The sequence below is a fragment of the Phyllobacterium sp. TAF24 genome (assembly GCF_052113785.1).
Lineage (GTDB): Bacteria > Pseudomonadota > Alphaproteobacteria > Rhizobiales > Rhizobiaceae > Phyllobacterium.
The window spans coordinates 1-12168 of record NZ_JBFRDN010000018.1; the positions used below are offsets into that span (position 1 = coordinate 1).

At 52.7% G+C, this 12168-nt stretch carries 11 protein-coding genes and 2 pseudogenes; 3 read left to right on the forward strand and 10 right to left on the reverse strand.

Annotated elements, in window-relative coordinates; genetic code table 11:
* The 9 genes from AB4Y96_RS15855 to AB4Y96_RS15895 form a co-directional block, all read right to left on the reverse strand.
* Positions 1 to 423 (reverse strand): aldehyde dehydrogenase family protein (locus tag AB4Y96_RS15855; protein WP_441918405.1); only part of this gene is annotated, 423 nt, incomplete at its 3' end.
* Positions 420 to 1706 (reverse strand): 4-aminobutyrate--2-oxoglutarate transaminase, encoded by a 1287-nt coding sequence (locus tag AB4Y96_RS15860; RefSeq protein ID WP_441918406.1) that lies wholly within the window; start codon positions 1704 to 1706, stop codon positions 420 to 422. The genes AB4Y96_RS15855 and AB4Y96_RS15860, both read right to left, overlap by 4 nt.
* A 70-nt stretch (positions 1707 to 1776) precedes the next feature.
* Positions 1777 to 2379 carry a biotin transporter BioY gene (locus AB4Y96_RS15865; RefSeq protein WP_441918407.1) on the reverse strand — a complete coding sequence of 201 codons (603 nt, stop codon included), beginning with the start codon at positions 2377 to 2379 and terminating at the stop codon, positions 1777 to 1779.
* Positions 2380 to 2487: 108 nt separating this feature from the next.
* Positions 2488 to 3840, reverse strand: a complete 1353-nt coding sequence (locus tag AB4Y96_RS15870; protein WP_441918408.1) for a purine-cytosine permease family protein — start codon at positions 3838 to 3840, stop codon at positions 2488 to 2490.
* 68 nt (positions 3841 to 3908) lie between these two features.
* A complete protein-coding gene (locus AB4Y96_RS15875; RefSeq protein WP_441918409.1) occupies positions 3909 to 4880 on the reverse strand; it encodes a biotin-dependent carboxyltransferase family protein in 972 nt (323 codons plus the stop codon).
* A complete protein-coding gene (locus AB4Y96_RS15880; RefSeq protein WP_441918410.1) occupies positions 4870 to 5745 on the reverse strand; it encodes a 5-oxoprolinase subunit B family protein in 876 nt (291 codons plus the stop codon). The genes AB4Y96_RS15875 and AB4Y96_RS15880 overlap by 11 nt, the downstream gene beginning before the upstream one ends.
* The gene (locus AB4Y96_RS15885) at positions 5745 to 7139 is read right to left on the reverse strand and encodes an acetyl-CoA carboxylase biotin carboxylase subunit (RefSeq protein WP_441918411.1); all 1395 of its coding nucleotides are present in this window, start codon (positions 7137 to 7139) and stop codon (positions 5745 to 5747) included. Before AB4Y96_RS15885 ends, AB4Y96_RS15880 begins: the two co-directional genes overlap by 1 nt.
* Entirely contained in the window at positions 7136 to 7378 is a 243-nt protein-coding gene (locus tag AB4Y96_RS15890; protein ID WP_441918412.1) for an acetyl-CoA carboxylase, read from the reverse strand. The genes AB4Y96_RS15885 and AB4Y96_RS15890 overlap by 4 nt, the downstream gene beginning before the upstream one ends.
* 3 nt (positions 7379 to 7381) lie before the next feature.
* A complete protein-coding gene (locus AB4Y96_RS15895; protein ID WP_441918413.1) occupies positions 7382 to 8182 on the reverse strand; it encodes a 5-oxoprolinase subunit PxpA in 801 nt (266 codons plus the stop codon).
* A gap of 280 nt (positions 8183 to 8462) precedes the next feature.
* On the opposite strand from AB4Y96_RS15895, the gene AB4Y96_RS15900 reads away from it, so the two are divergent.
* The 3 genes and pseudogenes from AB4Y96_RS15900 (at position 8463) to AB4Y96_RS15910 (ending at position 11663) form a co-directional block, all read left to right on the forward strand.
* Positions 8463 to 9368 carry a LysR family transcriptional regulator gene (locus AB4Y96_RS15900; RefSeq protein ID WP_441918414.1) on the forward strand — a complete coding sequence of 302 codons (906 nt, stop codon included), beginning with the start codon at positions 8463 to 8465 and terminating at the stop codon, positions 9366 to 9368.
* A 163-nt stretch (positions 9369 to 9531) separates the two neighbouring features.
* Positions 9532 to 10728: pseudogene (locus AB4Y96_RS15905) on the forward strand (IS701 family transposase); the annotation flags it as partial.
* 237 nt (positions 10729 to 10965) lie between these two features.
* A pseudogene (locus AB4Y96_RS15910) lies at positions 10966 to 11663 on the forward strand (IS5 family transposase).
* Positions 11664 to 11840: 177 nt separating this feature from the next.
* Here AB4Y96_RS15910 and AB4Y96_RS15915 read toward each other — a convergent pair.
* Positions 11841 to 12143: a putative quinol monooxygenase gene (locus AB4Y96_RS15915; RefSeq protein WP_441918415.1), complete on the reverse strand. Its 303-nt coding sequence runs from the start codon at positions 12141 to 12143 to the stop codon at positions 11841 to 11843.
* Between the last annotated feature and the right edge of the window lie 25 nt (positions 12144 to 12168).

Below are 12168 nucleotides of genomic sequence, written 5' to 3' on the forward strand. Positions count from 1 at the left end.
CCCCGGAATTGTGTCTCCGTAGATTCTCTTTGCTTCTTCAGCGAACCATTCAACATAGGACGCTCCATAAAGAATTTCGCTCTTGGCTTCCAATAGAGGTTTTCCCATCTCCGCAGTCAGAATTGATGCTAAATCATCGGCGTTTTCAATGATGTGGTTAAACCACTGACGCAGCAAATGGCCGCGTTCTTTCCCGGTCATCGCCGCCCAAGTCCGTTGGGCAATGTACGCTGCATCGATAGCAGTTCTCGTGTGATCAGTCCCCAAATCTGGCAGAATTGTTATGGTGGCCCCGGAGGAGGGATTTATCACGGCAAAACTGGCAGCAGTTGCTGTGCAGTCTATCCAGGTGCCTCCGATGTACGAACTGGCGCGTATAAGCGACGGGTCTCTTAATTCAACGGGTAAATTGTGATGATTCATCGTGCAATCCCCGCACGCACGTCAAGGATTGCGCTTTCCAGAACGTCGAGAGCCTCTGCCATTACATTGTCCTGAATTGTGATTGGAGCGAGAAATCGGATGACATTCCCGTAGACACCGCAGGTCAAAAGGATGAGTCCCTTTTCAAGGGCCGTAGCTCGCACCGAGTTGGCAAAATTCGCGTCCGGCAGCCCGGTTTTGTTGCTGACGAATTCAACTGCGTTCATAAAACCGGGGCCACGAATTTCGGCAATCTCGGGAACCGATGCTCGCAACGATTCCAATCGCTGCTTCAACCTTGAGCCAAGTGCGTTTGCGCGCGCGCACAGTTGTTCCTCCTCAATGATGTCGAGCACGGCGTGAGCTGCGGCGACGCCGATCGGACTGCCGGCGTACGTTCCTCCAAGTCCGCCAGAAACCGGCGCATCCATTAAATCGGCTCGACCAGTAACCGCAGACAAGGGAAAACCTCCTGCAAGGCTTTTGGCCATGACAATCAAATCCGGTGCAACGTCATGCGCGTCCATGGCAAACATGCGTCCGGTGCGAGCGAATCCAGTCTGCACCTCATCCGCAATAAGTGTGATGCCATGGATGTCGCAAAGTTTACGCAAAGCCAAAAGCAGGTCTCGGGGAGCTTCATAAAAACCGCCTTCTCCCTGGACTGGCTCAATAATCAGTGCTGCAACGCGTGCGGGATCAACGCTGGCCTTGAACAGCTTTTCGATTGCTTCCAGTGAGTCGGCAACGGTCACACCGTGTAGTGCCATTGGATACGGAACATGATAGACATCGCCCATCATCGAGCCAAAACCGACCTTGTACGGCGTGACTTTACCAGTTAGCGACATACCCATGAAAGTCCGGCCGTGAAACCCGCCTCCGAAGGCGATAATGGCAGATCGACCGGTGGCGGCCCGAGCTATTTTGATGGCGTTCTCAACAGCCTCGGCGCCGGTCGTAACAAAGATAGTCTTTTTGGCAAAATCGCCGGGTGTCAACGCATTCAAGCGTTCCGCCAGGTGAACATAGTGCTCATAAGGGACAACCTGATGGCACGTGTGCGTAAAGCGATCGAGCTGTGCTTTGACAGCTGCGATGATTTTCGGATGGCGGTGACCAGTATTGACAACGGCAATACCAGACGCGAAATCGATATAGCGGCGACCTTCGACATCCCATATCTCGGAGTTTTCCGCCCTGTCTGCATAAATCTGGGTAGCCATAGCTACGCCACGGGATATCGCGTCATTTTTTCGAATAGAGATTGCAGAGTTGGTCATGATCCCTCGGTCAGCGTGGCTGGTGACGATAATTGATGTGGTGCAGGAAGCTTGGGTGATGGGTTGGCACTCAGCGCCGAACACTTTTGCCGACATAACCCTTGAGCAACGGGAGACTGACAGCGGCGAATACCAGTTTTGCAACATCGCCAGGAAGGAATGGCAGGAGCCCCCAGGCGAGAACGGGTTTGTCCCAGCCGACGGCGAACCCGAGCCAAACGAGCCCCGGAATGTAGATCATCGCGTTGCCTGCCAGCATGGCCAAGGCGGTCCAAAGAGGGTTGCGATCCCAGCCGCGCTTGGCAAGCCATCCGCAAATTGCAGCAGCGGGAAGATAACCAAGCAGGTATCCGCCTGTTGGGCCAAGAAGATAGGCGAGACCGATACCCTTCTCAGGAGTGCCCGCAAATACCGGCAGGCCAATGGCTCCTTCAAAAAGATACAGAGCAACAGCCGCAGGACCAAGACGGACACCCATTGTCATACCAATGAAGATCACCATTAATGTCTGCATTGTCAGTGGGACTGGATAAAATGGTATCTGGATTTTTGCAGAGGCCCACAGCGCGCCTGACGCCAGCATCACAAGTACTGCTTTTTGCAAAAGCGAAGCTCGGCGATTGAGAAGATTGCCGAGAAGAACAGTGCTGGGTGACGATGTGTTGATGGTCATAGTGTGAATCTCCAAATTGATGATCTGACTGGTGCGTTGAGAAGCCTACGGCATGTCACGCTAGATCTTCGATCTCCGGAGAGATCGAAGATTATCTTATGAAAAGCGTTATCTTGCGGAGAGAAACCATTCTCTTTTGGCAAAGGTCAGTCCAACAGCATAGATACCAAAGGCAATGCCAGCGGTGGCTGGTGCCGATAGATCGGCAAAGGAGCCTCCAGAAAGATGCAGGCTAATTCCAACCGCTGCCGCTATGAACCAGGCAGTGATGCCCAGAGGGTTGAAGGCGGGGACGTGGCTGGCACGATACTCAATCGTGTCGCCAACAATGCGCCTGTAATGATCGCTCAGAATGTGCGCCACAGCGATGCCAACCCATGCAACAACAAAGATGCCCTGATAAGCGAGCGCCTGAAGTAGATAAGTGAAGACGTCAGCGAGCATCAAAAGATAGACGATTGCACCCACAACGGTTGCCCACCCAATGCGCCCAAAAGGTAACCTGCCAAACAGCTGGACGAGTGCCTCCAAGTTGACGGCGGCGAGATAGTAGTTGGCAGTATTGATGCGGGTTTGCGTGATCCAGACAAACAATAATCCCCAGAACCCCATCAATTTGAGAAGGGCCAACAGCACTGTGACTTCAGTTACTTTGCCCAGATCCGGCACAGTTCCAATCATGAACATCCCGAACAGGCCGCTGACGAGAAACACCATGATATAGAATGGCATGCCAAAGTTGAACCAGGCATGATAGCCAGCATCTTCCTGACGCCCGAAACGGGCGTAGTCGAAGGTGAACATCATGAGGACCCAAACGCCCATATAATAGACGAAACAGGACCACCAGCCACCAGCCGGCTCTCCATTTGCAGGACCAAGATTGAGCCATTTGTCGGTGTATCCGTATTCACCAACGGCAAGCGCAACTACCACTATCAGGCCGAGAATGTAGAAGGGCAAAAGAACTCCGTTGAATTTATCCAGCCACGTCTGGATACTGCCGAAAATCAAGGGAACGCTGTAAAGCACTACAAGAAGCGCCGCGATTGGATATGATATCGAAGGGAAAATCGTGTTGATCCCCACAGCAATGACGGATCCTTCAAACACAGCGTAGTAGATAGCGGTTGCACAGAAGATCAGTGTGGCAAGGCCTGCTCCGACATTGCCGAACAGGACACGCGAGAATAGTGCAACTGATAAGCCCGAACGTATGGCAAAACGGCTGAGTACAGCGTTGATAAGACCATAAGTGATCACGGACAGGATCATGCCGATAATTGCGTTGCGTGTGCCAAAACTGATAGCCAGTGCCGCTCCAACAACGATATAGAACACGGCACTGCAAACTGCCCACCATGCCATTGTCAGTGCCATTTTTGGCATACGTGCATTGGGAGGGACGGCACTGTTGGAGTAGTCGAGATTGTCCGCTTCCGCGGCTGATATCTTTGCCATGGTAGTTCCCCTTTTTATATTTCTGGAATGGAGCGCACTGGCGATCCGGTTTCTGACCGGACGCACGTTTATTCTAGTGCATGGCGGATGCGCCGGAGCAGCACCGCGCGGTCGGCCCGCGCTGCAAGCGCCGTGTTCATGTCAACTTCGACAAACCTTGTTGGTGTATTGGGCTGCATCTGCCCGATGACATCCATATCCGCGGAAATAACAGTTCCGATCGTGCAGTAACCGCCGCCCGAAACCGCATCCCTGTGAAGGATGATCGGCTCGGTGCCGTTCGGTACCTGAATTGAACCATATGGATAGCAGCTGTCGACGATATTTGACGGGTCAGAGCCAGCTCCGAAAGGTGGCTCGCGATCAACGAACTGCAAAGCCCGCCCGCCCCGGAAGCGGTATCCCATGCGATCCGCTTCCGACGCAACTTTCCATTGATCTTCGAAGAAACTGCTCGTGGAAACCTTTTGTAACCGGTGCCAGTAAAGCCCTGGCAGGACGCGAAGCTCTACCGGTGTTGATGTGTTGGGCCTGAGTGAGCTTTCCAGCGCTAACCCTTCTCTCAATCGTCCGGAAGGACCAACTGGCAACTCGTCATTCTTGGCTATTGCCCTTCCTTGAAAACCTCCAAGTGCCCCTATGATGTAAGTCGACCGACTGCCGAGGACGATCGGCACATTGATGCCTCCTGCGACGGCGATGTAAATCCGAGCGCCCGTAGTCAGAAATTCAAAGCTGAGGGTTTGACCGGCCTTAACGTCGATTGCTGTCCAGCCCGGTTTTGCCTCACCATTGATCTGCATTGGCATGTCCGCGCCGGTAACTGCGATGAGCGTATCCTTGGTGAATTCCAATTCCGGGCCGACAAACACGGCTTCAAGGCAAGCTGCGCTCTCTTCATTGCCAACGAGGAGATTTGCCGCGCGCAATGCGAGGCGATCCATGGCGCCGCCGAGTGGAATGCCAAGATGGAAATAGCCAGGTCGGCCGAGATCCTGGATTGTGGTCGATAAACCTGGGCTGATGACCTTAATAACCATGGATCATTCCCTCCAGTTTACCATTGTAGCTATTGATGTCTTCCTGGAATTCCCTCAGATCGAAGGTAACGTCGCGTATTGTTGGAATGAATCGCTCTGTGGACACTTCACCGATCATCTCGTCGTATTCTTCGCGTCCTATCGGTTTGAATTTTACGATGTCACCTGGGCGGAAGAAAACCATGAAGTCTCGGAGGTAGCTTGTCTTTTGCTCGGGATCGAATATTGGCATGGGCGTAACGCCGAACATCTGATACCCCCCCGCACCACGGACGGAATAAATGCAGGAGAAGCAACCACCATGGCCAATGGTCAGCTTTGGTGTATCTGTGCGAGGTCGCAGGTACTTTGGCACCTGCAACTGCCTCGGTTTATCCACCATCTGATACATGAACGGCAGGCCGGCGACGAAGCCGACCATCGATACGAACCATGGCGATCCGCTGTGGGCCTCTATGAAGTCGTTCACGCTTCCAAGGTTATTGATGCGTGCAGCATATTCGAGATCTGTCGAGCTCGGATCCTGGTGCCGTTCTCGAAAGCGCATCAAGGTTTCGTGTGTCCAGGGATCCTCATAAAAAACGGGAATCTCAACGATGCGTGTTTTGATTGTCGGCTCTGCCTTTTCTGCCGCCTTCTCAACAGCTTGTACTTCGGCCAATATGTCGTCTGGCTTTATTTGATCCGGATTGAATTTGATCTGGAAGGAGGCATTGGCTGGACAGATTTCCGTCACACCTTTGATGCCACTTGCGCGGATGGCATTTGTTACCGAGAGGCTTTTGAAAAAGGCCCCGAGCGACATGCTCTCGTTGCATTCGACAAAGAGATGTTCGTCACCACCAAAAGAGTATCGGCTCTTCATCACACAGTCTCCTGGATTGCCTGATCAGATGACGCAGGTGGACTGAATTTGGTTTCAAGCCAGTTTTCGAGAAAACGCGTGTGGAAATTGCCAATGGCGATATTTGGATCGTTGGCAAGAGCAACATGCAGTGGGATCGTTGTTGGGATCCCTTCAATCCTCAATGAGCTCAAAGCCGCTTTCAACTTAACCAAACACTGGCTGCGGTCAGCACCGTGAACGATGAGTTTGCCTAAGAGAGAGTCATAGAATGGCGGAACCACATAGCCTGGATAAAGCATCGTGTCGAAGCGAACGTACTTGCCTTGCGGAACACTGATCCGGTCTATTGTGCCTGGAAATGGCATGAAGTCTTTTGACGGGTCTTCGGCGTTAATACGGCATTCGATTGCGTGGCCGGTGATTACAATATCTTCCTGGCGAACGGAAAGTGCCTCGCCTCCGGCAATTCGCAGCATCTCCTGAACAAGGTCGATACCAGTGATCATTTCCGTAACGGGATGTTCGACCTGAATGCGCGTGTTGACCTCGAGGAAATAAAACTCCTGACTGGCTTCATCGTAAAGATATTCAACGGTACCGGCACCGCTGTAACCGACCGAGCGTGCCAATGAGACTGCACTGTCACACAGGCGCTTTCGTACTAATTCCGGTAAACCAATTGCCGGTGCTTCTTCCCATACTTTTTGTCTGCGTCGCTGCAATGAGCACTCACGCTCAAAACAATGAACGAAATTCTTGCCATCACCGAGAATTTGCACTTCGATATGACGCGCGTTGGAAATTGCCTTTTCGATATAGAGGCCGCCGTCACCGAAGGCTGCTGCTGCCTCTGCCGAGGCCTGCGGGAAGTGCCGCTTGAAATCGTTGAGGTCTTGTGCGACGCGGATACCGCGCCCGCCGCCGCCGGCTGCAGCCTTGATCATTACCGGAAAACCAATAGTCGAGGCGATTGAAGCAGCTTCTTCGACATCAGCAATGCGTCCGCCACTGCCAGGAACGGTTGGTACGCCGGCTTTTGTCGCCTGTTCACGGGCCGCAACCTTGTCACCCAATAGCCGTATAGAAGCACCATCAGGTCCGACGAACTTCATATTGGCCTCTACAACGGCATCGGCAAAATCTGCGTTTTCAGCCAAAAATCCATAACCGGGATGAACCGCGTCAACTTTAGCCATTTTGGCTGCAGCAATGATCGCTTCAATATTCAGATAGGATTTCTTTGCGGCGGCCGGTCCAATCTCGATTGCTTCATCTGCAAGCTTTACTGCCAGAGAGTTTGCGTCGGCGGCGCTATAAACCTGGATAGTACGCAAACCTAGCGCTTTGGCAGCGCGATTAATACGAACCGCAATTTCTCCACGGTTGGCGATCAGAATGGAATTGATGTTCATGGCTCAACCTCTGAAAGAACTTGCCCTGCCATAACGGCATCACCATCATCGACCAGAAATCTGATTTTGCTTCCGCTGATGCGGGCCTTGATCTCGTGAAAAGATTTCATGACTTCAACGATGCCAATGACATCCGAAGCATCAACAGGATCGCCATCGCGCTTGAAAGGGTCGCTATCTGGCGATGGGCTGCGGAAGAATATGCCTGGAATGGGGGATTTGATTTCAAGTACGGACATCATTCATCCTCTCGCGGTCAACGTGGACGGGTGCGCCAATTCGGACGCCGGAACAATCTTGATACCGTTGGCGATCAGCGCATTGCGCATTGCCTCAGCAATCTCAAGGCAGCCAGGAGTGTCGGAATGAAAACAGATAGACTCGAACTTGATGTCGATATCATCGCCATGAATTGTCCTGGCTTTACCTTCTTTGCAGGCCCGAACTACTTTCTCGGCTATCGAGCCCGGATCGAGGTGAGCCGTCCGGCGGGTAAATACTATTGAACCGGTATGATCGTACTCCCTGTCCGCATAGAATTCGCGGATGGCTGGTTGGCCCGCTTCAACGGCGGCCCGATAAGTCTTTGAGATATCCATGCAATAAATGAATGCGTTAGGGGCAGTTGTCCGCATCGAGTTAACAAATAATCGCGACATTTCTTCATTGCCGGCCAGTTCCATGTATAGCGCTCCATGAGGTTTTACATGTTGAAGACAGGTATCGTGACGGCGCGCAAACTCACGCAACGCGCCAATCTGGTAGATGATGTCGTTGACGATTTCTTCGCTTGAGCCGTTAATTCGCCTTCTGCCGAAACCTTGCAAATCTCTGTAGCCTGGATGAGCGCCTATGCCGACGCCGTGTTGTGCCGCCAGTCGGACAGTTGCATCCATCAGGTTTGGATCGCCCGCATGAAAACCCGTTGCAATGTTGGCCGAGCTGATGATCGCCATCAAGTCCGTATCGTTGGCGTCGCCGACCCGCCAATGTCCGAAGCCTTCGCCCATATCGCAATTTAGATCGACAGCCGATAACGGCATTATGCCTCCATTTATTCATCACAGCCTTGAGGCTTTTGTGTTCCGTTTATTTTTTTTGAGGTTACGACAGTGAATGGTCTTTGAAAAATTCTTAAATGCGATAATGAATATAAAAATATCAGATAGTGAAGAATTGCCCTCGGATGGTTGAACATCCATAAATTTCAGTGAAAAAGGCAAATGTGAACGTATTTATATCGCATGTGAGCACTTGCCGTTTGCTGAACATCGCTTTTATAGATATTGCTAGTCTTAAAAATAGAAAAATGGTGGTAGTTCAATGCCTATGAGTCTGCGGCAAATCCGATATTTTGTGGCCACTGCGGAATATGGGCAGATATCGCAGGCTTCGGCCGAGCTTCGAATATCACAGTCCGCCATAACGACGGCCATCAAAGACCTTGAGCAGACAGTGGGCGTCGAGCTATTCAATCGATCGGCACAAGGGATGGAATTGACGACTGCCGGACGGCAGTTTCTTTTTCACGCGTATGACATCCTCAACAAGGTGAATGAAGCCACAAACCTGCTTTTACCTGCCAGTGACTTTTCCGGCGAACTGACTGTGGCCGCCTCTTACACGGTATTCGGTTACTTCCTGCCCCAGCATCTGGGCCGTTTGCGCCGAGCTTGGCCCAACCTCAGCATTCAATTGTTTGAGCTTAATCGTGAAGCAATTGAAGAGGGGTTGTTGGCAAATCGTTATGATATGGCCGTTCTGCTCACATCCAACGTCATCAACCCGGATCTGACGACGGAAACACTTATGAGCTCGCGCCGCCGGCTGTGGGTCCCTGCCAGACATCCGCTTTTATCAAAGGAAGCCGTTGGCCTGAGGCATATTGTCGAAGAACCGTACATTATGCTGACCGTAGATGAGGCAGCGCACACGTCGCTTCGATACTGGAGTACGACCTCATATCGACCAAACGTCACCTTACGTACGTCGTCAGTGGAGGCGGTACGTTCCTTGGTAGCAGACGGTCATGGCGTTACAATTTTATCTGACATGGTGCTGCGCCCATGGTCTTTGGAGGGCAAGCGCATCGAGACCATTGTACCTACGGAAGCTATTCCATCAATGGATGTCGGTTTAGCTTGGAGACGTAACGCTCAGTTTACACCAGCAATGGAAGCTTTCCGCACTTACTTTCACCAAACATTCTTTCTGCCATCAAATAGGTGAAGTGAACCTGGTCCTGCTTCGAACGTCAGGAAAAAAGGCGCGAAATTGCACCTTGATCATGACGGACATCCCCGATGTTGATTTCCACTAGCACTACTTTGGCAGATTAATCTTTGGTTAACGATGATCGTCCATTTTGGGCACTTCAACAGGGGTGCGCAGGATGGCGGAGCAGGATGTTGCACTGACGGATTGGCTTCAGCCATTCGTTGAGAAACTTGGTCACAAGAAGCGGCGGCAGATGTGTCCGGTGTATATTTCGGGTCTGATCGGACCTGGTGATCGCAAGAGTATCGAGCCGATGGCGGAACGCCTTGCGCCCGATCACTACGACCGCCTTCATCATTTCATCTCGGATGGTATTTGGGACGCCGGTCCTCTTGAGACGGAATTGGCGGTGCAGGGTGACAGATTGGTTGGAGCTTCTGATGCGTTTCTGGTGATCGACGATACTGGTCTGCCGAAGAAGGGGGACCATTCCGTTGGAGTCGCGCCGCAATATGCGTCGATGCTGGGTAAGCGCGCCAATTGCCAGACGTTGGTATCGTTGACGTTGGCGCGGGACGAGGTTTCTGTCCCGGTCGGCTTGCGGTTGTTCCTGCCCGAGAGTTGGACCAGTGATCGGGATCGCATGGCAAACGCTGGCGTTCCTGAGCTATCGCGCGTCTCCCGCACCAAACCTGAAATTGCTCTTGAAGAGATTGATCGGCTGATCACGACAGGCCTGCGGTTTGGCACAGTGCTGGCTGACGCAGGCTACGGTCTGTCGGCAGCGTTTCGCCAGGGGTTGAGCGCACGGGGGCTCACCTGGGCAGTCGGCATTCCCAAGCACCAGAAGGTCTATCCCGATGATGTCGCATTGATCTTTCCTGTCTCCGGTCATGGCCTGCCGCGTAAGCATTCCATCCCCGATACGCTATCGACAGCAGCCGAAACGATCCTTGCAGCTTCTGCGTGGAGGAAAGTCAGTTGGCGTCGTGGCACGAAAGGTCGATTGGCGGCGCGCTTTGCTGCTGTCCGCATTCGGATCGCTGATGGCAGCCCACAACGTATCCTCGACAAGGGACAACAGCATATGCCAGGCGAAGAGGCGTGGTTGGTCGGCGAGTGGCGCTCGAATGACGAACGCAAGTATTATCTCTCCAACCTGCCGGCCGAGACAACACTGAAAGAACTCGCGGCGACCATTAAAGCTCGATGGGTCTGCGAACAAGCCCATCAGCAGATGAAGGAAGAACTCGGCCTCGATCATTTCGAAGGCCGATCGTGGCAAGGCCTTCATCGACACGCGCTGATGACAATGATTGCATATGCCTTTCTGCAACATCAGCGCCTGCACAAGGCAACGCGGGAAAAAAAGGCAGCGACATGGCCCGCCTAAACCGACACTACCAGCCATTCGGCGCGCAGTCATAGCCGCGCTCTCAAACCATCATCCACTACAACGATGTCCACACTGCCGCGTCAGGTTCCAAATGAACCCAAAATCAATTCTGCCAAAGTAGTGCTAGGGTCAGGACCCATTAAATTGCTTGATTCAGTGGCGGCGCGAGGAGGCGCTGCCATGAGTGATCTGATCTGATTATCGCAGTCGCAGATGCGTCGGATCGAGCCATATTTTCCGCTGTCGCACGGCATGCCCCTGGTGGATGACCGTCAGGGTGTTAGCGGCATCATCTTCGTGATCAGGAACGGGCTGCGTTGGCGGGATGCTCCCGGATTACGGCCCCGAAGACGATCTACAACCGCTTCCTCCACGGAGCCGGCGGGCGCGTTCAACAAGATCTTCTCCGCGCTCTCGGCCAAAGGTGGCAAGCCTGACCAGCCCATGATCGACGCCACCCATCTCAAGGCGTATCGGACCGCAGCTAGCCTTTTAAAGAAGAGCCTGTTTCCCGACGTATCAGGCGCACCAAAGGTGGATTGAACTCAAAGCTCCACGCCGTGTGCGATGGCCAAGGGCTCAGCGAAGGCCAGATGAGTGATTACAAGTGCGCTGCCCTGATACTCAACGCCTTACCCAAAGCCCAATCGTTGCCCAGTGACAAAGATTACGCCGCCGACTGGTTCCGCACTGCGCTGGCCGAGCGCAACATCTCTGCCGGCGTCCTATCCAAGACCAACCACAAAGTGCCGATCTTCCATGACAAGGCGCTCTACCGCCAGAGGCACAAGATCGAGAACATGTTCGGCAGGCTCAAGGACTGGCGACGCATCTACACCCGCTACGATTGTTGCGCCCACACCTTCTTGTCCGCCATATGCATCGTCGCAACCGTCATATTCTGGCTCTAATCAAAGAGTCCTGAGCCTAATTTAGTTTGGAGACCATGAGGAAATGTGGGGCAGAATACGAAATTGGCATAGTGAGCCATAGTCTGGTCATTGCATTCTATAGAGACCATCATCACTTGAAAAACGCCGTGGGATTGGCAGTTATCTGCAATTAAGATCGCGGCATGACCCGGTTCCTCACGAACTGTGCTCAGGTGCCGTGATATTATAGTCCCGCGGGATAGTGGACGTAGCAGAGAACCACTTGGACGCGCGGGTTCGCTGCTGATGGAAATCGAAGGCAACACGATCTACAAAAAGCTCTTCCACTCGCCACACCAGAGCATCATCGGTCTGCGACACATTAAAGGAGATGCAACCAGGCTCCGCTCTAGTAAGGCGAAGATGATCCGGAAGATACTGCTTAACCAGTTCGATATCCTTTATCGAACCGCAACATAGGAAACCGGACAGTCTAACCGGACCTAATCTGTAATCCATACCTACACCATCTTATTTCGGGTTT